Below are 25,073 nucleotides of genomic sequence, written 5' to 3' on the forward strand. Positions count from 1 at the left end.
CTATTTATTACGCGTGTTTTGCAATAAGTTCAGCAAGTGCTTCTTTAGGTTGGAAACCAACAACCTTGTCAACCACTTCACCGTCTTTAAGGACGATTAATGTCGGGATGCTCATCACACCGAATTTTCCAGCTGTTTCTTGGTTTTCATCTACATCCACTTTTACGATTTTTGCTGTATCGCCAATTTCAGTATCAAGCTCTTGAAGAACAGGAGCGATCATTTTACAAGGTCCACACCATGGAGCCCAAAAATCTACAAGAACGACACCTTCGCTAGTATCTGTTGTGAAAGTTTGGTCAGTTGCATTTACAATAGCCATATATAATTCCTCCTCAAATTTACTCAAATAACTAAAGACAGTATATCATTGTTGTTAGAATCGATGCTAATATTTTGCTTCAGTGGTAGGATGTCCAAAAAAAGAATTAACATGCAGGCCAAAACCCTTGCCTCGCCCAAAGAAAGGGGCAAGACATGTAACGGCTTATGCCGCATGTCTTGCCCTCATCTGTATTATTTCTCTTACGCGTTAACTTTAAGTTTTTTGAATTCTTCCGTAAGTAATGGAACGACTTCGAAAAGGTCTCCGACGATTCCATAATCAGCCACATTGAATATGTTAGCTTCCGGGTCTTTGTTGATGGCAACGATGACCTTTGAGTTGGACATCCCCGCTAAATGCTGGATCGCACCGGAAATTCCGCAGGCGATATAAAGGTCAGGTGTTACGACTTTACCCGTTTGCCCGATTTGCAAAGAGTAATCGCAATAGTCTGCATCACATGCTCCGCGGGAAGCTCCTACCGCACCGCCAAGAACTTGTGCCAGTTCCTTTAATGGTTCAAAACCATCTTCACTTTTCACGCCGCGGCCACCTGCGATGACTACTTTCGCTTCTGAAAGGTCGACCCCTTCACTAGCTTTTCTAACAACATCTTTAATGATTGTGCGTAAATCCTTAATATCCACACTTAATGTAGAAACATCACCAGAGCGGGACTCATCTTTTGCTAATGGTTCAATATTGTTCGGACGGATTGTCGCGAATATCACGCCTTCTGTAACAATTTTCTTTTCAAATGCTTTACCGGAATATATCGGGCGGGTGAAAACGATATTTCCGCCTTCTTCTTCAATGGATGTAACGTCGGAAATCAAACCTGATTCAAGCTTTCCAGCCAATTTAGGTGCAAGGTCTTTTCCTAGGGCCGTATGTCCAAAGAAAATCCCTTCTGGCTTTTCCTGCTCGATGACGGCAAGCAAGCTTTGCGCATATCCATCTGAAGTATATTGTTTCAATTGATCATTTTCGACTGCAACAACCCGGTCTGCGCCATACTGGATCAATTCATTCCCAAAATTTTGAACACTGTCACCAACTAAAACACCTACGATTTCCCCGCCATCTGCAGCAAGTTTAGCCGCACCGATAGCTTCAAATGATACATTTCTTAGTGAACCGTCACGAACTTCGCCCAATACAAGAAACTTTCTAGCCATTTATAAAAACCTCCTGTGCTCTATTTTTCATTTTGTCGTGTTTTGTTGTTTTGAAAAGTGCCGTTTCGATTAAATCACTTTTGCTTCACTGCGTAATAATTGAACAAGTTCGCTAACTTGATCACCGATTTCGCCGTCCAATACTTTTCCAGCTTCTTTTTTAGCAGGAAGGTATATTTCAATCGTTTTTGTTTTTGCTTCAACGTCTTCTTCTTCCAAATCCAGGTCATCCAATTCCAATTCTTCAAGCGGTTTTTTCTTCGCTTTCATGATTCCTGGCAATGAAGGATAACGTGGCTCATTTAGCCCTTGTTGAGCTGTCACCAACAATGGAAGGGATGCTTCAATCGTTTCAGAATCCCCTTCGACATCACGGATAACGCTTACATTTCCATTTTCGATGTCCAGTTTAGTAATGGTTGTAATATAAGGAATTTCTAAAATTTCGGCAACGCGTGGTCCCACTTGACCAGAACCGCCATCGATTGCAACGTTCCCTGCAATGATTAAATCGGCATTTTTACCTTTTAAGTATTCGCCTATAATTTTGGCAGTCGTGAATTGGTCGCCATTTTCTATGTCGTCTTCTATATTTATCAATACCGCTTTGTCAGCACCCATTGCCAGCGCTGTGCGTAATTGCTTTTCAGCCTCTTCGGTTCCGACAGAAATAACCGTTACTTCGCCGCCTTGTGCATCACGCACCTGGATTGCTTCTTCAACTGCATACTCATCGTATGGATTAATGATGAATTCTGCTCCATCCTCATTAATTTTCCCGTTGGATAGTGTAATTTTTTCTTCTGTATCAAATGTTCTTTTCAGCAGTACATAAATGTTCACGATAATACCTCCCGAATAATTTGAGTTTTGAAGATTATGAATTTTATTGATATATAGTATTGTTCTTCATGTTTCATCAAAATCCTGCATGATATATAAAAATAGTTATTTATACCGTATCGTCATTTCCCTTTGAATACAGCTTCCCTTTTTTCAATGAAAGCGGCGATTCCTTCTTGTGCATCAGCAGTATCGAAAGCTTGGCCAAAGAGGGCTGCTTCCCTTTCCACACCTTTATGGTAGGAATCATGCTTGGAATAATTTAATAACTCAATGGCCGACTTTAAAGCCAGTGGGCTTTTCTTGGCAATTTTATTGGCTAGTTCCTTCGCTTTAGGAATCAGTTCTTCATCCGTGAAGGCATGATTCGCCAATCCGCATTGCACAGCTTGGGTTCCTGAAATAGGTTCACTTGTAAACAGCATTTCAGCTGCCTTTGCCATGCCCACATAACGAGGAAGACGTTGGGTCCCAGCAAACCCAGGAATTAAGCCCAACTGCAGCTCAGGCAAACCTAGTTTAGCCCTTTCGGTTACCAAACGGATGTGACAGGCCATAGCCAGCTCCAATCCTCCGCCAAGCGCCGCTCCATGGATGGCTGCAATAACCGGTTTTGGAAAGGATTCGATTTTCTCAAATACAGATTGCCCATTTTTGGTCAGCTTCTCGAAAGCTTTCCCGTTTTCCACTTCTGTAAATTCTTTAATGTCTGCTCCTGCAGAGAAGAATCTTCCTTCACCATGAAGAAGGACAACCCGTACGGCTTCGTCTTTCTCAATTTGATCGAAGGCCTGTGACAGCTCTCCGATGATAGCCGAGGAAAGCGCATTTGCAGGTGCATGATCAATCGTTATAAAAGCCACATGATTTTCGACAGAAAGCTTAAGGTATTCCATATCAATCCCTCCTGGCATGCTAGTCAAACTTTTTTGAAAATTCAATATGTATCACTTCCTGATAAAGCTGGAAGCAGGATTAACCGATTCTTTCGAGGATGGCTAGCCATCCTCTATTTAAATCGTTAACTTTTCAGGCCACAGCCGCCAATTAGAAGGCGGTGAACGTCTGGTGCAAGGTCAGGAAGCGAGTACTTTTGCTCATTCATGACCCAAGTCGTCACTGTTTCGTCAATCGTTCCAAAAATCATCTGCCTGGTAAGTAAATTATTTAAATCAGGCAGGAATTCGCCGTTCTCTTTTCCTTCTATAATGATCTGATCGATTAAATTTAAATACCCTCTTAACACATCATTAATTCTTAGGCGCAATTCTTTATTCGACTGTCTTAATTCCAACTGAGTGACAATTGCTAAATTCACGTCTTCTGAAAGGTTTTGAAAATGTTTTTGGATAAGCACATGAAGTTTATCCGAAGCAGTTTTCTTTCCTTTTAGTTCTTCTTCGATCTGTTCCACAAAATAGCCCATCTTTTCATGGAATAATGATATTAAGATATCTTCTTTATTTTTAAAATAAAGATATATGGTGCCATCCGCTACGCCTGCCTGCTTGGCGATTTTGGATACTTGGGCTTGATAGTAACCATTTTGGGCAATGACGATAACTGCCGCATCAATAATTTGATTATACTTAGGTCTGTTGCTTTTCACTGGATGTCCCCTTTCAGAAAATGAATGAACCATCATTCATATTTCTATCATAAAATGACGACCCTTTACTGTCAAGCAAAAACTTCTAAGAGTGACATTCCGCTAGTGTTCATTGTACAGCCCCCATCCATAGGTTGTCCAGTCGTTCTGCAAAACACGGAGCTCTCTTCCGCTGCTCCGTTAAAAGGGGGGGCTTGTTTAAGCTTCTTTTCTTTCCTCGGATATTTTTTTCTTTTCTTCCTCGATAAGGACTCTTCTCAGGATCTTTCCTATCGTCGTTTTAGGAAGTTCATCCCTGAATTCATAGCTGCGGGGCACCTTATAGGAAGCCAGGTGCTTTCTGGCAAATTCATTCAATTCCTCTTCAGTGGCCCTGGCATTTTTTTTCAGTACGACATAGGCCTTGACGGTCTCACCTCGATAAGGGTCAGGGATACCTGCCACAACTACTTCCTGTATGGCCTCATGCTCGTATAGCACCTCTTCCACCTCACGTGGATATATATTGAAACCGCCTGCAATGATTGTATCCTTTTTCCTCTCGACCACATAAAAGAACCCCTGCTCATCCATGTAACCCAGATCTCCAGTAAGCAGCCAGCCATTTTTAAAGGTTTTTTCCGTTTCATCCGGACGGTTCCAATATCCTTGCATTACCTGTGGTCCTTTTATGGCAATTTCGCCTATTTCATTCGGAGGAAGCTCTTCAAAGTTTTCCAGGGACAGAATCACCGAGTCAGTGTCTGGCCACGGCAGTCCAATGCTTCCTTTTACACGCGGCTGATCCCAAATGAAATTAGCATGGGTCACCGGTGAGGTTTCAGAAAGTCCATAGCCTTCAACAAGCTTCCCGCCGGTAATTTTCTCAAACTGCTCCTGGACCTCTAAGGGCAATGATGCAGAACCGCTTATACAGGCATTGATGGAAGAAAGGTCATATTTAGCGATATCCGGATGGTTCAAGAGGCCGATATACATCGTTGGCGCTCCTGGAAACATGGTCGGTTTCTGTTTTTGGATGGTTTTAAGCGTCGCTTCGACATCAAACTTTGGCATGATGATCATGGTGTTCCCTTCCATGACGGAAAGGACCAAGACCGTAGTCATACCGTACACATGGAAGAAAGGCAGAATCGCAAGGATCCTTTCCTCACCGCGCTTATTTTTATAAAGCCATGCATTACACATTTTCGTATTTGCCAGCAGGTTCTTATGGGTAAGCATGACCCCTTTGGGAAAACCTGTTGTCCCACCTGTATATTGCAAAAGTGCAAGGTCATTATGCACATCGATCGGCACTGTGACTTCTTCAGTGATCTTTCGTTTCATGATTTCGGAAAATAAATGATGATTGCCTGCGTGCTCCACATTGATGACAATTCCGTATTGCTTTTTTTGAATAAAAGGGTAGATAAGGTTTTTCGGAAATGGCAAATATTCCTTGATAGCGGTTACAATTATATGTTCTATATCCGTTCTTGATGCGACTGCAGTGACACGGGGAAATAAAATATCCATTGCTAAAATTATTTTCGCTCCGGAATCTTTCATTTGATATTCTAATTCACGTTCAGTATAGGTTGGATTCGTTTGAACCACGACTCCGCCGGCCATCAATATCCCAAAAAAGCTTATTACGCCTTGAGGGCAATTAGGAAGCATGACGGCAACGCGTTCACCTTTTTGAAGACCGATACTTTTTAAATAGGCTGCAAACTTTAAAGCAGATTCATGCACTTCCCGGAAGGTTAATTCTTTTCCCTGGAAATGAATCGATACTTTATCAGGGAATTCTTCGGCTGATTCCTTCAAAAAAGAATAAAGAGGTTTATCTTCGTACGACAAGACAGCAGGTATCTGTTCCGGATAAATAGCTTGCCATGGCTTATAGCTCATTTGCCCCCTCCTTCTGAATATTCTCAATACTCTTTATCATTATAATACAATCGGGATTTTCTTACAATTGCCGAATTTCAGAGTTTAAGGACCTTATGACGAGAAGCAGACCAGTAGATATGTCCTATACGAACCACAGAGAATATTGGATGAAACAATTAAAAAGGGAAACAAAAAAAGGAGTGGTTCTACTCCTTAGTTATAATTCTATACCCCCCCACTCTTTTTAATAGAAACCAAATAAAAGAAGCGGCATGATGGCCGCTTCTTTCAAGTGAAGAATATCATATAAATGATTCCTAACAGAAAAAAGATTCCGCAACAAACAATTAAGACTTTTGCAAGTTTCTCCACAGCTTACTCCCTCTCATGAAGGGCATTAAGAAATTCCGGCGCCGATGACAAAAGATAATGCGATTGATATGATCATCGATAGGAATCCAACTGCCCGATTATCTTTTTGTATCTCTTCATCTATTTTAAATCCAGGAGTCATAAATTCAAAAATGAAATAACCGACCAACAGCAGGACAAATCCGTAAACGCCCCAGCCAATCATGGTAATAAGCGAATTCTGATGGAGGATGGATTGTTGGAATACATAGGCGATTCCAAATATTTTACCACCTGTTGCCAACGCGACAGAAAGGTTTCCCTGTTTGATTTCCTCCCAGTTCTTGTACTTTGTGACAAGTTCAAAAATGGATAAAAAAACAATAATGCACAGAATAACGACACTGTAACGAGCAGCTATATATACATATTCATTTTCCCACATGTTCACCATGGTCCAACTCCCGAATGGTAACTAGCCACCCGGCTTGGCTGAATAGCCGGAGTGACCACTTTCCTTTATTTAAATTCCACCACCGTAACACCTGTTCCGCCTTCACCGGCTTCACCGAAGCGAATCCTTTTGACAGAGCGGTGATTTTTCAAGTATTCCTGGACCCCGGACCTAAGAGCGCCCGTTCCTTTACCATGAATGATGGAGACACTCGAATAACCGGCCAAAAGAGCATCATCAATATACTTTTCCACTCTTGATATTGCATTTTCAAAGCGTTCTCCACGAAGATCAAGTTCCACGCTAACGTGATAATCGCGGCCTTTGATCGTGGTCAGAGGCTTTGTTTCCTTAACTTTTGTGGCCTTGATGAATTCCAGGTCAGACTCCTTCACCTTCATTTTCATGATGCCGATTTGAACCTGCCATTCATTATTCGAGACCTTCTCTATCAAGTGACCTTTTTGACCAAAGCTTACGACCTTTACTTCATCTCCGGGTTTCAAGCTTTTATCCAGCGGCCTTGCAGCTTTATTTGATGTTTTTTTCACTTTAGGCGCTGCTTCTTCAAGCCGCTTTTTGGCATCTATCAGTTCATGCTCTTTAACATCGGCATGCTTTTCGAGTCGCAGTTTACGTAAGTCGGAAATGATCGCTTCCGCTTCCTTTTGTGCGATTTCAACGATTGCCGCTGCCTCTTTTGCTGCCTTTTCGACCATAGCATCCCGTTCTTCATGGTATTCACCAATTTGCCTTTGAAGGTCTTTATGAAGAATTTCCGCCTGTTCCAGGTGATTCTTGGCTTCCAGCTCCTCTTCTTCGGCCTTCTTTCGGCTGTCTTCAAGGGATGCTATCATATTCTCAACTTTATTCGTATCCTCACCAATATGACTGCGGGCGTTGCTTATCACGCTTTCTTCCAAACCAAGGCGCTTGGAAATTTCAAACGCATTACTCCGCCCTGGTACACCGATCAAAAGTTTATAGGTGGGACTCAAGGTTTCCACATTAAATTCGACGCTTGCATTAATGACCCCTTCCCGATCATATCCATACGCTTTTAATTCTGGATAATGTGTCGTTGCAATCACACGTGCTCCGCGCTTATACACTTCATCCAAAATGGAAATGGCCAAAGCGGCACCTTCCTGTGGGTCAGTTCCCGCTCCAAGCTCATCGAATAAAACAAGACTGTCATAATCGACATGCTTAAGGATATCGACAATATTGACCATATGCGATGAGAATGTACTTAAGCTTTGTTCTATCGACTGTTCATCGCCAATATCGGCATAAACAGAGGAAAACACAGCCGTTTCGGAACCATCCAGCGCAGGGATCTGCAGACCGGACTGGGCCATTAACGTACAGAGCCCAATCGTTTTGAGGGTAACCGTCTTACCACCTGTATTCGGACCGGTGATGACGATTGTCGTAAATTCATCTCCAAGAAAAATATCATTGGCCACGACAACATCACTCGGAATGAGGGGGTGTTTCGCTTTGAATAATTTTACGCGTCCCTCATTATTCAGAATCGGCTTGGATCCTTTTATCGCTTTTGCATACTTTGCCTTGGCGACAAGGAAATCGATTTGTGCAAGCACTTTGACATTATGAAGCAATTCAGGGGTGAACGCACCGACTTTTTCCGATAGTTCGACCAATATCCGTTCTATTTCCTGCGTTTCCTTCACTCGGGTTTCCTGCAGGACATTATTCAGTTGAACGATTGCTTGCGGTTCAATGAACAACGTCTGCCCTGATGAGGATTGATCATGAATGATTCCGCCATATACACTGCGGTATTCCTGTTTTACTGGGATGACGAATCGGTCATTACGGATGGTGATGATGGCATCGGATAACATTGTTGATGCATTGGAAGAACGGATCATGCTTTCTAGTTTTTCCCTGACACGGCTTTCGTTCGTCCGAATCTGGTTTCTTAAGGTACGAAGCTTGTCGCTAGCAGAATCCATCACTTCACCATGTTCGCTTACTGCATACGTAATTTCCTGTTGCAAATCAATCAATGGATGAAGGGAATCGATATATTCTGCTAAAAGCGGAACATCAATTTCCTGTTCTGCGAGTTCTTCGAAGAAACGGCTGAGGATCCTGCCGGCACGAATCGTACTCGCAAGTTCCATCAACTCCATCGGTGAGAGCATTCCGCCAATCTGTGCCCTTTTTGCATGTGGACGGATATCAAAAATCCCGCCCAATGGCAAGTTGCCTTTCAAACGGACGATTTTGGCTGACTCATCTGTTTCTTCCTGCCATCTCGACACTTCTTCAAAATCCGTGGAAGGCATCAATTGCTCTGCCTTCTCTTTTCCTATGGATGAGGATGCGTGTGAGATTAATTGTTCTTTTATTTTATGAAATTCCAATGTCTTTAAAGCTTTATTATGCATGGAGTTAAAGCTCCTCCTTATTTATGGGCAAATAGTTAATCATTTCTCTTTAAAAACGCTAATAATCCGTCTGTATCCCTTGCATTAAGAACCGTTGATTCTTTAATCCAGCCCTTTTTGGCCGAAGAGACCCCAACAGGCATATGTTCAAGCATGTCGATGCTGTGGGCATCCGTATTGATTACGACCGGAACACCTGCTTCCTGCGCCTTGCGCAGATGGGGAGGTGCCAAATCCAATCGGTTCGGATTCGCATTCAATTCCAAGGCAGTATTCGTTTCACGAGCCAGTTCGATCAGCATCTCTATATCAACATCATATCCGGTACGTCTGCCGATGATCCTTCCCGTTGGATGGGCAATGATATCGACATGGGGATTATTCAGAGCCGTTTTTAAGCGCTCCATGATCGTTTCCCGAGGCTGTGAAAAGCTTGAGTGAATCGATGCGATCACCAAATCCATCTCTGCAAGCAGCTCATCGTCATAATCAAGTGTTCCATCAGGAAGTATATCCATTTCAATCCCTGAAAGAACGGTAAAGTCAGCGTATTTTTCATTTAGTTCATGGATGATCCGCTTTTGTTCACGTAAACGTTCCACGGTCAAGCCGTTTGCCACTTTCAAATATTGCGAATGATCGGTAATGGCCATATATCGATACCCTTTTGCACGGCATGCTTCAATCATTTCTTCAATCGTATGGGCACCGTCACTCCATGTCGTATGCATGTGCAGGTCACCTTTGATGGCTTCTAAAGATATGAGAGGTTCCTTTGCATCATAATGCTCCACTTCCGTTCCGTCTTCACGCAGTTCTGGCGGAATGAAAGGAAGGCCAAAATGATTATAAAATTGTTCTTCCGTTTCAAAAGTTAATACATCACCGGTTTCAGTCACTTCCACCCCATATTCGCTGATTTTCTCTCCACGATCTTTAGCCAGCTGACGCATCCGCACATTGTGATCTTTCGAACCTGTAAAATGATGGAGTGTCGTGATGAATTCCTTATCCTTCACGATTCGGAAATCAACAGAAATATCATATTCATAATCAAGGACGACCGATACTTTTGTATCACCGGCCGCAATCACCTGCTTTATTCCCTTTAATGCAAGCAGTTGATTCTTAACCTCTTCAGGATGATCTGTCGAGATGATGAAATCGAGGTCCTTGATGGTTTCCCTCATACGCCGGATGCTGCCTGCCCTGGAAGAACGGATTATGTATTCCATGTTAACAAGTGCCGTTTCAATATCATCCGCAATCGGCCTCATGAAGGCAAGGGGCAGCCGATCGGGCCTTGAGCCCGCCTCGGCAATTGCAGACAGGATCTTCTCTTCCGTTTTTTTGCCGAAACCGGCAAGCGCCGCGACCCTGCCTTCCTCACAGGCGAGTTTAAGATCATTCACATCATTGACATGCAGCTCTTTATGAAGCTTGGCAATTTTCTTCCCGCCCAAACCTTGAAGCTGAAGGAGCGGAATCAATCCTTTTGGCACCTGCTCCTGAAGCTCTTCAAGTACAGTCGATTTTCCCTCATTTATATACTCTTCGATGACCGATGCCGTTCCTTTCCCGATTCCATTTAAAGCGGTAAAGTCTTCGATGGCCGACAGGCTCCGGTCATCCGTTTCCAAGGCGCCCGCTGCCTTTCGGAAAGCTGAAACCTTGAACGGGTTCTCTCCTTTTAGTTCCATATATATTGCAATTTTTTCTAATAATTTAATGATATCTTTCTTATTAATTGTCATTTAATTCACCGCCGGAAAAATTAGTAGGGTGTCCCATGTTCACTTTCTTAAAGATACCTTTCTTGGAGGTAAAGTACAAGCAGTCCGATTCCTACCTTTTGAATCAAATAGAAGGAAGTTACATGCTGCTACATAAAAAGGGGCCTCCCCCGTTCAAAGTATAGGAATCCAGGACTTTGAGAAAGGGAGGCAGGCCCACTTATACTGACATTAAGATTGTTTTACATCATGAAACCAAAGCTCCTTCACTTGCTCGGAAAGGAACGGCGTATGTTTCACGATCGATTCTGCCAGAAATGATCCCGTTAATGGTTTCTGGATGGAATCCATTGGCAGCATGGCAGCTATATATAATATAATAAACATGATAAGATAGACTTCTAGAAAACCTAGTATCCCTCCACCCCAGCGATTCAGCTGCTTTAATATCGGAAGATGGGTAATGAAGTTGAGCATGGATCCTATCATTTGCCAAAGAATCTTGGCAGCAAAGAAAATGATTGCAAAGGCAATAGCATTGTAATAAGCCGTATCAAGCCCGACTGTATCGAAAAACATATTAAGGGTCGAGGAATCACCCATCGTTGGAAACGGGATCCACAATTTCAAATTGGGAGCAAGATCTCCGTAAAATACATATGCGACGATGAAGGCCACTATGAACCCTGTCATATGAACCAATTGTAAAATGAAGCCACGCTTTAAACCGATTAATAAACCGATTAAAAGAATGGCCAGTATTGCTAAATCAAGCATGTACTCAGTCCTTCTCTCTCTTTAATTCCAGTTGAAGCTGGTCTAATTCATCTTTTAATTTAATATATTCGTGGACGGTATTTACGGCCGTTAGCACTGCTAGCTTACTTGTTTCCAAGTATGGATTTTTCATCCTGATCTCTCTCATTTTTTCGTCAACCATTGAAGCGACCAGGCGCATATGACTTGCGCTTTCTGTGCCGACGATTGTATATGGTTGTCCGTATATATCAACTGTTGTTTTATTTCGTTTATCGTCTGACAAAATGATGCCCCCAATCTAAACAATCCTAATTCTATCATATCATGAAGTTTTTCGTCACGAAAGAGAGTACATCGTCATTTCTTGCATAAAAATTTCAATAATTTGTCAAACGAAATCGGATTTAGGAAGAAGATTACCCAATAAACAAAATGAAGTTAGGAGCTTACCCATTATGTCCCATGTTGTTTTACTTATCAGTCCTGAACAAATAAAGGCGATGAAGTCCCATTATTCTTCATCCTTGGCCGCCAAGCTTCCCCCGGGGAGCATCTTTTCCGCCAAACCGCCGCTATGTACGGTGACCGCCTATAAATCCGGTAAGGTACTTTTTCAGGGTAAGAATGCCGAACTAGAAGCGGTAAAGTGGCAAAAGGGCACCACTGCTGCGGCTCCAAAGAAAAAAACGGCATCATCTGCATCAGTAAACGTCCATCGCTATTCGCCACCTGCAAATATCGGAGTCATGTCAGTGATTGGTTCCGATGAGGTCGGAACAGGAGACTATTTCGGCCCGATGACCGTCGTAGCCGTCTATGCAAAAAAGGAGCAACTAGCCCTATTGAAAGAGCTTGGTGTCCAGGATTCCAAAAATCTGAAAGATCCACAGATCATCGAAATTGCCAAACAGATTAAGGATGTAGTGCCATTCAGCCTGCTTACATGCGACAACCCGAAATATAATGCGCTGCAGGCAAAGGGAATGTCACAAGGAAAAATGAAGGCACTCCTCCATAACCAAGCAATCAAGAATCTCATGCAAAAAATCCAGCCGGAACAAGCGGAAGCGGTCCTTATTGATCAATTCGCTCAACCAGAGGTATTTTTCAATTACCTAAAAGGTCAAGAACTATTCCAAGCTAATGCCACCTATCTATGCACAAAAGCGGAAGGAATTCACCTTGGAGTAGCAGCCGCATCCATCCTGGCCCGATATGCATTCGTCAAACGCTTTGACTTGCTGAGTGAAAAAGCCGGATTCAAAATCCCAAAAGGTGCCGGATTTGCAGTTGATGAAGCCGCCGCAAGATTGATTCATGAAAAAGGAATCGAATCCTTACACGAATTCACGAAAACCCACTTCGCCAACACAGAAAAAGCGAAGCGTCTATATCAGCAGAAATATCATAAATAGAAGAAAGCGGCTGATCTTCCGGAACAGCCGCCTTTTACTCGTGAGTTTGCTCCGTTTTCTCGTAAATCCAAAAAGACAGCTCCCCAAGATTCAGGGAGCTGTCTTTTGGTTTTATCCTCTTAGTTCTGCGCCAGCTTTTTCCTTAACAGCTTCAAGAACTTTATCATGTGCTTTTGTAATGTCCTCGTCCGTTAGAGTACGTTCCGGATCGAAGTATTTCAGTGAGTAGGCAATGGATTTCTTGCCTTCCTCCATTCTTTCACCTTCGTATAAGTCGAAGATACTTACTTCCTTCAGCAGTTTGCCACCGGCTTCTTCAATAATAACCTGAATGTCACCGGCTTTCGTAGCTTGATCCACAACGAGCGCGATATCGCGTGTTGTTGATGGATAGCGCGGAATGGTTTGGTAAGCAATCGGCGCGACTTCGGCTTCAGCCAATGCTTTTAAGGAAAGTTCGAAAATGTATGTTTCTTTAATATCCAAGTCTTTTTGGACAGTTGGGTGCACTTGGCCGATAAAGCCAATTACTTCACCATTCAATAGTACTTCCGCTGTCCGTCCTGGATGCATGTCGTTGATTTCCGCTTGGCGATAACTGATTTGATCAGCTAATCCAAGTGTGTCGAATAATGCTTCGATCACGCCTTTGGCTACAAAGAAATCCACTGGTTTCTTTTCACCTTGCCATAGATGTGACTCCCATAAGCCAGTGATTGCTCCAGCAATATGTTCTTTTTCTTCAGGCAGTTCTTGTTCGTCACGCTTAAAGAATACCGAACCGATTTCATACAGTGCCAGTGAATCAATTTGGCGGGCATTGTTATATTTCACGACTTCCAGCAATTGAGGCACGATGCTTAAACGCAGCTGGCTTCTTTCTTCACTCATTGGCATTGCTAATCGTATGGATTCTCTTGCTTCCAATGCGAATTGGGACGCTTTTTCCTGGCTAGTCAGTGAATAGGTCACCGCTTGATAAAGGCCTGCGCCTTCAAGTGTACGGCGTGCCTTCCTCCGTTTAATTTGATAGTCAGTCAATTGGCCTGGGGTAGCAGAACCGATTGGCAGTGTAGCGGGAATGTTATCATATCCATATAAACGTGCAGCCTCTTCGACTAAATCAGCCTCAATCGTAATATCACCACGGCGCGTCGGGACTGTGATTGTGAACGTTTCATTGTCAAGTTCCACGCCGAATTGCAGACGCTTGAAGATCGATTCCACAACTGATACGGTCATGCTTGTTCCAAGAAGTGTGTTGATTTTTTCAAGAGTGATGCTAATGACCGCAGGTTCCATTGTCAATTCGTCAACTTCTGCTGCTCCTTGTAAGACTGTTCCGCCTGCATATTGTGCAATCAATTGTGCAGCACGTTCTCCAGCTTCACGAACACGGGCCGGGTCGACGCCTTTTTCAAAACGGGCACTAGCTTCACTGCGTAATCCATGGTCCTTTGAAGCTTTACGAACTACTGTACCTGCAAAATATGCACTTTCAATAATGATGTTTGTCGTATCATTTTTCACTTCAGAATCCGCTCCGCCCATCACACCAGCTATCGCAACAGGTTCGCTGCCATTTGTGATCACTAAATGGTCAGGTGTCAAAGCGCGTTCCGTTTCATCCAAAGTTACGATTTTTTCAGCATCCTTCGCTCTGCGGATGACGATTTCCTTTGAACCAAAGCGGTCATAATCAAAGGCATGAAGCGGTTGACCGTATTCAAGTAAAATGTAGTTCGTGATATCAACCACATTATTATGAGGACGGATACCTGCAGACATCAATCGAGTCTGCATCCAAAGCGGTGAGGGTCCTACCTTAACATCCTTGATGATTTTAGCAATGTATATCGGGTTATCTTCTTTCGCTTCCACTTTGACACTGATATAATCTGATGCTTTTTCAGCTGCCTCTGCTTTCTCGACAACCGGCCATTTCACTTCCCGGCCCAGAATGGCTCCCACTTCGTATGCAACACCAAGCATGCTCAATGCGTCAGAGCGGTTTGGAGTCAGCCCAAGTTCCAGCACTTCATCACTTAAACCAAGTTCCTCCAATGCATCTTTCCCTACTTCCACATCATTTGGGAAGACGAAGATACCTGTAGCATAATCCTTGGAAACGAGCTTGGATTCGAAGCCCAATTCTTGAAGCGAGCAAATCATCCCGTGCGATTCCTCTCCGCGAAGTTTCGCTTTCTTGATTTTGAAATTACCTGGAAGGACTGCGCCAACAGTAGCGACTGCGACTTTTTGGCCTTTATCGACATTCGGTGCTCCACAGATGATCTGAACGGGATTTTCGGCCCCGATATCAACTTGGCATTTATTCAATTTATCCGCATTTGGATGCTGTTCACGTTCAATGACATGCCCGATGACGACTCCTTTTAGCCCTTCACTTTTCTTTTCTACCCCTTCAACCTCAATGCCGCTTTTCGTGATTTTGTCAGCTAGCTCCGTCGCATTGATGCCTGAAAGGTCAACATAATCTTGTAACCATTTATATGACACAAACATGGTAGGTCCTCCTTTTTAAAATAAAAATTTATGCTTCGTGATGGTTGAATTGTTTTAAGAATCGAACATCATTCGTATAGAAATGACGGATATCGTCCACACCGTATTTCAACATGGCAATCCGTTCCACGCCGATTCCAAATGCGAATCCAGAGTATTTCTTGGAATCGAAGCCAGCCATTTCAAGGACATTCGGATGAACGATCCCGCCGCCAAGCACTTCGATCCAGCCTGTTTGCTTACATACGCTGCAGCCTTTACCACCGCAGATTTTACAAGAAATATCCACTTCGACGGAAGGCTCCGTAAATGGGAAGAAACTTGGACGAAGACGGATTTCACGGTCTTGCCCGAATACTTTTTTCGCAAATACGTCAAGCGTTCCTTTCAGGTCGCTCATGCTGATGTTCTCATCGATGACCAAGCCCTCAATTTGCTGGAATTGATGAGAGTGTGTCGCATCATCGTTATCACGGCGATATACTTTTCCTGGGCAAATGATTTTAACAGGACCTTGACCTTTATGTTTTTCCATCGTTCTGGCTTGAACAGGTGAAGTGTGCGTACGCATAAGGATTTCATCCGTGATGTAGAAGGAATCCTGCATATCACGTGCCGGATGGCTTTTTGGCAAGTTAAGTGCCTCGAAGTTGTAGTAGTCACTTTCGACTTCAGGACCTTCCGCAACGGTATAACCCATACCGATGAATAAGTCTTCGATTTCTTCCACGACACGTGTTAATGGGTGAAGATTTCCCTTGTTTATCGGACGTCCTGGAAGTGTGACGTCAATCGTTTCAGTTGCTAGCTTTGCATTGACTGCCGCAGTTTCAAGTGCTTTTTGTTTCTCCTCGATCTTTGTTGCGATCGCTTCCCGTACATCATTGGCTAGTGCCCCGATTTTCGGGCGTTCTTCGGCAGATAATTTACCCATGCCGCGCAATACCTCTGTGATTGGCCCTTTTTTCCCTAAATAAGCAACACGGACATCATTCAGTTCTTTTAATTCGGAAGCGGCGGCAACTTTTTGCAACGCTTCTTCCTGCAGTTCTAGTAATCGTTCCTGCATCATGTCTTCCTCCTTTATTTTCCTTTTGTAAAAATGAACACAAAAAAACCCCGATCCCTAAAGGGACGAGGTTTATGTATCGCGGTACCACCCTTATTAGTGCACAAACAAAAAAACTTATGCACTCACTTCATTAAAAATAACGGCTCTTCACCGGAACATTTTTCGGACATCCTGTCTTCCCAATGCCAACTCGAAAGGTGAATTCCCTTAAGCAGTGCCATAAAAATGCTTTCAGTCAAGGCATTTTTTCCCTGGATATGGTTAACTTAAGCTACTACTCTTTGTCATCGTTGTTTTCATTATAAAATTCTGTTTTATTATATTATAATTCTTCGGCCGTTTCAAATCGATTTTCGTAAATGGTACATTAAAATCCCGGCAGCGATCCCCACATTCAATGATTCGCTTTTTCCGTAGATGGGAATATAAAGGTTTTTAGTCGTTTTCTCCAGTAATTCCTTCGATACTCCTTGGCCTTCATTACCAACCAGCAGGGCAAAACGGGAAGACTTTTCCACTTCTTCAAATGGTGATGCGCCTTCTAATGCCGTGCCATAAACCGGTGTGCCGCTTTGCTTCAGCTCATCGATGATTTCGGAAAGGTTCCCTTTAATGACAGGCATATGGAAGAGGCTCCCTTGCGTCGAACGGACCACTTTGGGATTATACAAGTCAGCACACCCTTCGCCAAGTATGACCGCATCGATTCCAGCTGCATCCGCTGTCCTGATCATCGTTCCAATATTCCCCGGATCTTGGACGGCATCGATCAACAATAGTTTATTTGGATTGATGGACGCCATGCTCGTTGATTTCTGTTCACAAACCGCGGCAATTCCCTGCGGGGCTTCGGTATCGCAAATCGCCTTCATAATATCATTTTTCACATATATGAGTTCTGTGCCTTCCACCTTAAAATGTGCAGGCATTTCAGTTTCTTCATTGATGATAACTTCCAAGACGATTTCTTCTTTTAGGGCTTCTTCAACTAGATGAAAACCCTCGACTAAATATTTACCTGTTTTATCTCGTTCTTTTTTCGTCAAAAGTTTTTTCCATTGCTTAACTTGAGGGTTTTTTACGGATTCGATATATTTCAAGGGTAAACGCTCCTTTAACTTCACACTGATTTTCCTATTATAACGCAATTTATATACATATTGCATGCAAGTTTGTGAAATGCTATTACTGTCAGTCATTATGTGTTAGAGGAGGAATAATTATGAATTTAAACTTACGTAATGCGATCATCCAAAATGTATCTGGAAATTCGCAAGATCAGCTGGAAGATACGATTGTCGATGCCATACAAAATGGCGAGGAAAAAATGCTTCCTGGATTGGGAGTATTATTCGAGGTCATCTGGCAAAATTCATCTGAGCAGGAAAAACAGGAAATGATCACTGCCCTCGAAGCAGGATTAAAAAAATAACAGCCTTCAAAGGCTGTTATTTTTTGATTTCGCTTCGCCAGCCTTCAGTTCTTCGATGGAGACTTCTTCATCAAGCAGCAAGAAGAATTTTTTTGCACTCACTTCTTGAAGCATCACTTTTGTCTCAGCAAAAGAGTAGCCGTATTTCGTGAAAAAGCTGCGTAAATCTCCAGATCCTTCATCGGTGAAGTAGTGGAAGATTCTTAAAAAAAGAGTGTCCTCCTTATCCTGATTGGCGATTATCAGTATATCCGTATGTTCATTTCCAAGCTGCACATCTCTTTTTATATCAGCTGCCACTGTCATTTGGGTGCCAGACACGCCTTTAGCTTTTAAGTCTTGAATTGCAGCAAGTAGTTCCGGATTAGAGTCAAAAACACCATATACGTTTTTTTCCATGGTTCTCCCCCTCCTTGTTCCTTGTTACTCTACTTAAAATAAAATTCCTTTGTCATTATACCTTGCCGCTTTATCAATAAACAAGCAAATAGTCTATTGATAATTCCTGATAATGAATGAGGGAACCCTTTTCCTAAAGGGTTTCTTAAAAAATAACAGCCTGGTTCAGAAAGTTCGTTTTGCAGATAAAAGGGGGGCGAAAATATACCTATCAACAAATGATGTCTCCGAACCAACTGACCCAAAGCAAAAATCTTCAACTCCTCAGGTATGGATTTCTATTTAAATGTTATAACAAAGTTGGAGAAGTAGGTGTAAGACTCCTGCGGGACAAGCGTGAGGAGACCCCACAGGTGCAAGTCGGGGGCGGACCGCCCGCGGAAAGCGGTGCATGAAATGGAAATCAACGTCCAAATTGTACAGGCCATAAAGAAACTGTAGACAAACTCGATTTTCATCGAGTTTGTCTACAGTTTGAACTGCCTTGTTCAGGCTGTAATTTTTGTTCTTACAGATTATCGGTATTAATACGATTGTTGATGTATTCATCCTTCAGGCCTTCCTCTTGCTGACCACTTAGAGCATTCGTGCTCACGCTCCGATCCAGTGATCCTTGAGCATCCAGGTCTTTGTCAGTATCGGCAGAAAACGGTTCTGAATGAGGGTAGCTTGCTAATGTCCCTTCATAATTCCCTGGCTTTTGCTCCTTATATTTCTCGGTGGAGTTCCCCCTGATTTCCCTTTCTTGAGCTCGCTTCATATCCGGCTCTTCATTTTCAAAGATGTTGGCAGAATTTCCGTGAAGTTCTTCGCTTCTTCCTGGCTGTGCTTCGACTTCCCTTGTTTGATAGGCATTCGCTGTTGTTTCAGGAAAAAGGTTCGGGTCCGGATTATTCACCACTCCTGTTTTAAGCGGGTTCTCTACTGGTAGTTCGTCCGTATCCTGCGTGCGATTGGAAGTTACCCTTTCTCGTGCTGATACAGTTTCCGATTCTTCTAAAAGAATCAAGAATTTTCCAGACTCCACTTCATTTATATAAGCGGTGGCTTCACTATCGGCAAGCCCTAAGTCACCTAGTCGGTTCCTTATATCTTCAGAACCCTCGTTCAGGAAGAAGTGTTTCATCTTATCAATGAAGGAATCATCGTTCGAGTTAGTAACGACGTCGACATCGCCATCACGTTTTTCATTGACGAAATCCAAATCTTCTTTCTTATCAGCCATCACGGTTATTTCTCCTTCATGGACCCCCTTTTCCTTGAGGGATTGTATAGCCTGGATTACTTCTCTTTCCGTATTAAAAACACCATATAATGTTTTTCCCATGCATCTTCCTCCTCCTATTATTCCGCTATTTCTTCTTATGTGTATTTATACCCTTATGGGTGCTAATTAAACAAAAAATGGTCCATTCATAGATTTGCCTTCGCTAGATTCGAACCTTTAATCAGTCTTTAAATCAAAAGAAGCCTGCAGTTTTTAAAACTGCAGGCCATTTCCTTCACTCTTAGAAGCGGTCGGTTCTACGTTCAGTTTCCTTTTTCTCATTCACGATCGATTCATCTGTACTATCAAGCTGGATATCTTCCTTTTTAAGAGTATCCTGAACTTGTTCCGTTTCTTGTACAGCATGTTTCTTGATGACAATTTCATCTGTGACAACCGGTTTTTTCGAAACTTCCAATTTTTCTTCAACAACTGGGATTCGTAATGTTTCCCCATCTTCAATGCTTCCGGTTTCCAGATTCGCTTCACGTCCTGAAACTGATCTATGCTCGACTGTCACTTCTTCGTGTTCAACAGGGACATTAATCGTTTTATGTTGTTCATTGACTTCTTTGTTAATGACGACTTCATCTGTCTGAACTCTTTCTTTGTCAATGTTCAGCTGTTCTTCCCGAAGTGTAAGCGTCCTTTCATCCTCTGGCAATTCACGGCCTTGTCCGTTGACTCCATAAACATCTTCTTTGTTTAATGGATCGGTTTTTTCAGTACCGTTATAGAGTTGGTTGGTGGAGTTTGTATCAAGCCTTGTACCGGCAGTGTCCATTTTCCCGGTCGTGAATTTATCTCTTGCCGTTCCAAGGTGGCCTTCACCTTCTTCAACCAGAACCAGGACTTTTCCATTTTCTACATCAAAGACATGTTCAGCCGCTTCACTGTTCGAAAGGCCTGCATTCGCCAATCTTGTTGAAAGGTCTGCCGTATCTTCCGGCATGAAGAAACGTGCCACCTTGTCCATAAATGATTCATCGTTAGGAACGTTCGTCATTGTATGAACATCCGTTTCGCGTTGTTCGTTCGTGAAATCCAATGTTTCTTCCTTATCTGCGACGACCGTAATATCGTCCCCTTCAAAGCCCTTTGCCTTAAGTGCATTTATTGCTTGGATCACTTCTGCATTTGATTCATATACTCCATATACTGTTTTATTCATTTTACATTCCTCCTTAGGTTTTGTTGTATCGTTTAGTGGATGCTATATATAAACTCTACCCGCCATGTTCCTAAGTAAACGAGGAATCAATATTTCATTTATGTTATATCATTACAATTCGTTCTCAGCACAGAACGATTTTTCAATTGAAATACAGGCTTTACAAGGGTTTCCGCCTTTTTTTAAAATGTAATGTTTAATCAAATAATGCTATTTTCATTTTTTTCAAATACTTCCTATAATCCTTTTTCTTCTATTATAATGCCACAGCCTTTATTAGCAGGTCCGCTATATGCACCGCTTTCGTACATTCCCCCAAGTTTTCCCTCTCGATTCCCAGTTGCATTTGCAACAGACAGCCAGGGTTTGCCGTGACAACAATATCGGCCTGTGTCGATTTCGTATGCTCCATTTTAGAGTCGAGAATATTCATGGACATCTCTGATTCGACAATATTATAAATACCAGCGGAGCCGCAGCACCGATCCGCATCCTTCATTTCCCTGAATTCGATTCCATCTATCGATTGAAGGAGAATTCGCGGAGCTAAGGAGGTGTTCATCACATTCCGTAAGTGACAGGAATCCTGGAAAGTTACGGATTGAGCTGGCAGTTTCAAGCGAACTTTTTCCTGAAAACGCAAATCAACAAGAATCTGGCTGATATCTTTCAACTTATTTTTAAATGCGATTGCACGATCGTGCCATTCCGGTTCATCTTGGAGCAGATGGTCATAATCTATGAGAAAAGCTCCACAGCCGCCGGCATTCGTAATGATATAATCAACTTCCTCCGCTTCAAAAGCTTCTATATTACGCTTGGCCAGTTGCTTTGCACCTGCTTTTTCACCGCTGTGTCCATGCAGCGCCCCGCAGCACGCCTGGGATTTCGGAATCACGATTTCACATCCGGCCAGCTGAAGAAGCTTTAGTGTGGCTTTGTTCGTTTCCAAAAACATCGTATCCATCAAGCAGCCTGAAAAGAAAGCCACCTTTTTGAATGGCGTACCGATTGCAGGCAGCTCGGTTGGCCTATTTTTCATTTCTGATTTTTTCGGGACTTTCGGCAGCACTTTTTCCATTGTTGCCAAATTATCCGGAAGCATGTTGAGTACTCCCGTTTTACGGGCCATGTATTGCAGGCCTGATCTCTGATAGAAGCCAAGCAAACTTGTCATGGCCTGCATTCGCTCCTGGTGCGGGAATAATCCACTGAAAACGGCCTTGCGGATTGTTTTTACTGGGTAACTGTGCTTTTTATTCTGATGGATGATATCCCTTGCCTCTTCAAGAAGGTGTCCATATTTCACACCTGAAGGACACACAGGTTCACAAGCCCTGCAGCCGAGGCAAAGACTCAACGAACGTTCTACATCCTCATCGGGCTCAATCACACCATCCGCCACCGCTTTCATAAGTGCAATCCGGCCCCTTGGTGAATGGGATTCCTTTAGCCCCGATTCTATGTATGTCGGGCAGTGGGGTAAGCAAAAGCCGCAGCGCATACAATTCAACAATTCATCTTCATTCATTTTTTCCGCGAATTGAATGGCAATGGTTTCCCTTTCCTGAACTGTTGTCATGAAGAAACCACCACCCTTTTCCTTGTTTCCTTGGCAAATACTTTGCCGGGATTCATGATGTTATTGGGATCGAAAGCTTGTTTAATCGCTCTCATGGCATCAATCCCTTCTTTCTTCAGCTTCCATTCAAGATAAGGGGCCTTCATCGCTCCTACACCATGTTCACCGGTAATCGTCCCGCCAAGGTCGATAGCCGCGGCAAAAATGTCAGCAAAAGCGAGCTCCACTCTCTCCATTTCCTCATGATCACGAGCATCGGTAATGCACGTTGGATGCAGGTTCCCATCCCCAGCATGACCGAAAGTGCAAATGTCCACGTTATGCTTGCCAGCGATCTCATTAATCGCCCTGACCATTTTGGCAATTTCCGACCGGGGTACGGTGGCATCTTCCAAAATGGTCGTCGGCTTGAGGCGTGCCAGTGCGGAAAGGGCGGTCCGTCTTGCCGTTTTCAAGGCGACAGCGTCAGATTCCGTTTCGGCAATTTCCACGGAAACCGCCTTTTCCTCTAGACAGATATCGGCCATCCTTTTCATATCACGTTCAACCACTTCAGGCGGACCATCCTGTTCAATCAGCAGGACAGCTTCCACATTGGTGGGCAAACCGATTTTCGCGAAGTCCTCAACCACGATCAACGTCGGCCGATCAAGAAATTCCAATGTAACAGGAATGATTTTATTTGAAATGATTTTGGCCACTGACTGGGCTGCAGCATCCAGATCTTGATATAAGGCAAGCATCGTCTTTGTCGTTTCCGGCATTGGGATCAGCTTTAAGATCGCTTCCGTAACGATGCCCAAGGTCCCTTCCGATCCGACAAAAAGCTTCGTTAAATCATATCCGGCTACATCTTTGGCAAGCTTGCCCCCTGTTCGAATGATATCTCCATTCGGAAGGACAACTTCAAGCCCAATGACATAATCACGGGTGACTCCGTACTTTAATCCTCGCAGTCCACCAGAGTTCTCATTAATGTTGCCGCCAATCGTGGAGATTTTCATCGAACTTGGATCCGGCGGATAAAACAATCCCTTCTCTTCAACTGCCGAAATCAAGTCCAATGTGATGAGCCCGGGCTGTACGGTCGCCGTTAAGTTTTCCTCATCTATTTCAAGTAATGAATTCATTCGATTGAATAAAAGGACAAGCCCCCCCTCTGTCGGGCAGGTGCCTCCACTTAAATTCGTCCCAGAACCGCGTGGAACGATCGGAACATTGTATTCGTTGCAAACTTTGACGATGGCTGCTACTTCAGCTGTGCAGCCCGGTTTAATGACAGCATCCGGCATCGCTTGAAACCCTGGCGTTGCATCATATGAATAGACTAGACATTCCACTTTCGAGTCGTCGTAATTCTCCTGACCGACGATGGTAAGAAGTAGCTGCTTAACCTGCTTTGTTAACATGTATATCCTCCTCATATAAACAGATGGAATTCGAAATTTTTTATATGATTTAAGTATAAGAAAAAAAACATTCAACCTTCTATGTATGAACATATAGAATTTAGAGCTTTCCATAGAATTAATTTGTATGTTTATCCAATACACTTAATGCTAGATACATAGTGACTAAATCGGCTAGCTTTCTAGGATTCAGTTGGGTCAAATCTTCTATGCGCTTGAGCCTGTAATGGAGGGTATTGATGTGGATATGCAGGGCTCTGGCTGTCTCCTTCAATGAAAGATCACATGCAAAATACATGGAAAGGGTTTTAAGCAGCTCCTCATTAGGAAGCAGATCCTGAATAGTCCGGGATAAATATTCCTGTTTTGTCTCAGCGGTAACTTCATCAAGCAGGACCTCAAGCTTCAAGTCCTCGTCAAATATAATCCCCGATGAAGGAAACGCGATCTTCAAGGAACGCTCCGCTTTAAAAAAAGCTGACCTGAAAGCGGATCCTGATGCACGCGAACTAACTCCTGCACACACTTTATAACCCGAACTCTCTTCCAGCTTTTTTTGCAGTTCACTTAATTTCTTTAATTGTTGGTTTTTTGAACCATTGAAATCGGCTATTGAAAGAATGACGAATTGGTTCCTCCCCCAACGGACTGCGATGTCATTGGGATGCTGCTGACTTATGTATATCTGAAGCGTTCTCCACACATGAGGCTCAATGATTTCCTCAGTCTTAAATTCACCAAGGGTGATGATCCGGTCTGCATGAACATCGACCCCAAGCAACTTGGCCTTCTGAAGGAAAAGCTCATTGAAAGTCTGCAGCTGATGCCATTCAAATACAAAGAATTCCATCAGACGTGATTTGGATTCTGCTTGTTCGATGTGATAGCTTTCCTGAATGAACATCTCTGTCATCTTTTTTAAAAGTTCCGCATAGGGGGAAACATGTTTGGGGTCGCCCGTAATTCCAATGACACAAACGGCTTCCTGATTGAAGAAAATAGGTAGATTTATTCCTGCCTTCACTCCTTTCCAACTTCGTTCATCCTGTTTATTGATGATCAATTTCTCACGATTGTTGAAAGCGTGGATGGCTCCTTCATGATAAGATCCAATACGGCTGCTATCGGTGCTGGCGATAATCGTGCCAGCATGATCAATAATGATGATTTCCTCATCAATCAGTTTTCGAACCTCATGAACCAATTTTACTGCCACAGCTGCCAATTGCATGGTATGTCCTCCTTTTTGT

General features: G+C 43.1%; 22 protein-coding genes and 1 other annotated feature. Of the genes, 2 read left to right on the forward strand and 20 right to left on the reverse strand.

Annotation, left to right across the window (positions count from 1 at the left end):
* Positions 1-7: 7 nt before the first annotated feature.
* The 11 genes from trxA to zapA form a co-directional block, all read right to left on the reverse strand.
* Positions 8-322, reverse strand: coding sequence for a thioredoxin (gene trxA, locus NYE63_RS20550; RefSeq protein WP_034308995.1), 315 nt, complete (start codon positions 320-322; stop codon positions 8-10).
* 203 nt (positions 323-525) lie between these two features.
* Positions 526-1,503: an electron transfer flavoprotein subunit alpha/FixB family protein gene (locus NYE63_RS20555; RefSeq protein WP_342602493.1), complete on the reverse strand. Its 978-nt coding sequence runs from the start codon at positions 1,501-1,503 to the stop codon at positions 526-528.
* A gap of 69 nt (positions 1,504-1,572) precedes the next feature.
* The gene (locus NYE63_RS20560) at positions 1,573-2,346 is read right to left on the reverse strand and encodes an electron transfer flavoprotein subunit beta/FixA family protein (protein WP_342602494.1); all 774 of its coding nucleotides are present in this window, start codon (positions 2,344-2,346) and stop codon (positions 1,573-1,575) included.
* A gap of 122 nt (positions 2,347-2,468) precedes the next feature.
* Entirely contained in the window at positions 2,469-3,242 is a 774-nt protein-coding gene (locus NYE63_RS20565; RefSeq protein ID WP_342602495.1) for an enoyl-CoA hydratase, read from the reverse strand.
* Between the two features lie 125 nt (positions 3,243-3,367).
* Entirely contained in the window at positions 3,368-3,955 is a 588-nt protein-coding gene (locus NYE63_RS20570) for a TetR/AcrR family transcriptional regulator (RefSeq protein WP_342602496.1), read from the reverse strand.
* Positions 3,956-4,153: 198 nt separating this feature from the next.
* On the reverse strand, positions 4,154-5,851 hold the full coding sequence (locus tag NYE63_RS20575) for a long-chain-fatty-acid--CoA ligase (RefSeq protein ID WP_342602497.1): 1,698 nt from the start codon (positions 5,849-5,851) through the stop codon (positions 4,154-4,156).
* Positions 5,852-6,230: 379 nt separating this feature from the next.
* On the reverse strand, positions 6,231-6,638 hold the full coding sequence (locus NYE63_RS20580; protein ID WP_342602498.1) for a DUF350 domain-containing protein: 408 nt from the start codon (positions 6,636-6,638) through the stop codon (positions 6,231-6,233).
* A 65-nt stretch (positions 6,639-6,703) separates the two neighbouring features.
* Positions 6,704-9,058, reverse strand: coding sequence for an endonuclease MutS2 (locus NYE63_RS20585; protein WP_342602499.1), 2,355 nt, complete (start codon positions 9,056-9,058; stop codon positions 6,704-6,706).
* 35 nt (positions 9,059-9,093) lie between these two features.
* Positions 9,094-10,812: a DNA polymerase/3'-5' exonuclease PolX gene (gene polX, locus NYE63_RS20590; RefSeq protein ID WP_342602500.1), complete on the reverse strand. Its 1,719-nt coding sequence runs from the start codon at positions 10,810-10,812 to the stop codon at positions 9,094-9,096.
* Between the two features lie 210 nt (positions 10,813-11,022).
* The gene (locus tag NYE63_RS20595; RefSeq protein ID WP_144480482.1) at positions 11,023-11,568 is read right to left on the reverse strand and encodes a CvpA family protein; all 546 of its coding nucleotides are present in this window, start codon (positions 11,566-11,568) and stop codon (positions 11,023-11,025) included.
* Positions 11,569-11,572: 4 nt separating this feature from the next.
* On the reverse strand, positions 11,573-11,833 hold the full coding sequence (gene zapA / locus NYE63_RS20600; RefSeq protein WP_342602501.1) for a cell division protein ZapA: 261 nt from the start codon (positions 11,831-11,833) through the stop codon (positions 11,573-11,575).
* 172 nt (positions 11,834-12,005) lie between these two features.
* Between zapA and rnhC the strand changes: the two genes are divergently transcribed.
* Positions 12,006-12,965 (forward strand): ribonuclease HIII, encoded by a 960-nt coding sequence (gene rnhC / locus NYE63_RS20605; protein ID WP_342602502.1) that lies wholly within the window; start codon positions 12,006-12,008, stop codon positions 12,963-12,965.
* A 111-nt stretch (positions 12,966-13,076) separates the two neighbouring features.
* On the opposite strand, the gene pheT is transcribed toward rnhC, so the two are convergent.
* The 3 genes from pheT to NYE63_RS20620 form a co-directional block, all read right to left on the reverse strand.
* A complete protein-coding gene (pheT, locus tag NYE63_RS20610) occupies positions 13,077-15,491 on the reverse strand; it encodes a phenylalanine--tRNA ligase subunit beta (RefSeq protein WP_342602503.1) in 2,415 nt (804 codons plus the stop codon).
* Between the two features lie 28 nt (positions 15,492-15,519).
* Positions 15,520-16,560, reverse strand: a complete 1,041-nt coding sequence (pheS, locus tag NYE63_RS20615; protein ID WP_342602504.1) for a phenylalanine--tRNA ligase subunit alpha — start codon at positions 16,558-16,560, stop codon at positions 15,520-15,522.
* 58 nt (positions 16,561-16,618) lie between these two features.
* Positions 16,619-16,860, reverse strand: a binding site (T-box leader).
* Positions 16,861-16,904: 44 nt separating this feature from the next.
* Positions 16,905-17,663 (reverse strand): RNA methyltransferase, encoded by a 759-nt coding sequence (locus NYE63_RS20620; protein WP_342602505.1) that lies wholly within the window; start codon positions 17,661-17,663, stop codon positions 16,905-16,907.
* Positions 17,664-17,785: 122 nt separating this feature from the next.
* Between NYE63_RS20620 and sspI the strand changes: the two genes are divergently transcribed.
* Positions 17,786-17,995 (forward strand): small acid-soluble spore protein SspI, encoded by a 210-nt coding sequence (sspI, locus tag NYE63_RS20625; protein WP_061464325.1) that lies wholly within the window; start codon positions 17,786-17,788, stop codon positions 17,993-17,995.
* 6 nt (positions 17,996-18,001) lie between these two features.
* Here the strand turns inward: sspI and NYE63_RS20630 are convergent, their stop codons facing one another.
* From NYE63_RS20630 to NYE63_RS20655, 6 genes are all read right to left on the reverse strand, one after another.
* Positions 18,002-18,394: a general stress protein gene (locus NYE63_RS20630; protein ID WP_342602506.1), complete on the reverse strand. Its 393-nt coding sequence runs from the start codon at positions 18,392-18,394 to the stop codon at positions 18,002-18,004.
* Positions 18,395-18,902: 508 nt separating this feature from the next.
* Positions 18,903-19,721 (reverse strand): general stress protein, encoded by an 819-nt coding sequence (locus tag NYE63_RS20635; RefSeq protein WP_342602507.1) that lies wholly within the window; start codon positions 19,719-19,721, stop codon positions 18,903-18,905.
* Between the two features lie 181 nt (positions 19,722-19,902).
* Positions 19,903-20,832 (reverse strand): YsnF/AvaK domain-containing protein, encoded by a 930-nt coding sequence (locus NYE63_RS20640; protein ID WP_342602508.1) that lies wholly within the window; start codon positions 20,830-20,832, stop codon positions 19,903-19,905.
* 256 nt (positions 20,833-21,088) lie between these two features.
* A complete protein-coding gene (locus tag NYE63_RS20645) occupies positions 21,089-22,414 on the reverse strand; it encodes a (Fe-S)-binding protein (protein ID WP_342602509.1) in 1,326 nt (441 codons plus the stop codon).
* Positions 22,411-23,823 carry a glycolate oxidase subunit GlcD gene (gene glcD, locus NYE63_RS20650; RefSeq protein ID WP_148357417.1) on the reverse strand — a complete coding sequence of 471 codons (1,413 nt, stop codon included), beginning with the start codon at positions 23,821-23,823 and terminating at the stop codon, positions 22,411-22,413. The genes NYE63_RS20645 and glcD overlap by 4 nt, the downstream gene beginning before the upstream one ends.
* A 118-nt stretch (positions 23,824-23,941) precedes the next feature.
* Entirely contained in the window at positions 23,942-25,054 is a 1,113-nt protein-coding gene (locus tag NYE63_RS20655; RefSeq protein WP_342602510.1) for a sugar diacid recognition domain-containing protein, read from the reverse strand.
* Positions 25,055-25,073 lie beyond the last annotated feature (19 nt).

This window comes from Peribacillus sp. FSL E2-0159 (assembly GCF_038643155.1).
Taxonomy (GTDB): domain Bacteria; phylum Bacillota; class Bacilli; order Bacillales; family DSM-1321; genus Peribacillus; species Peribacillus simplex.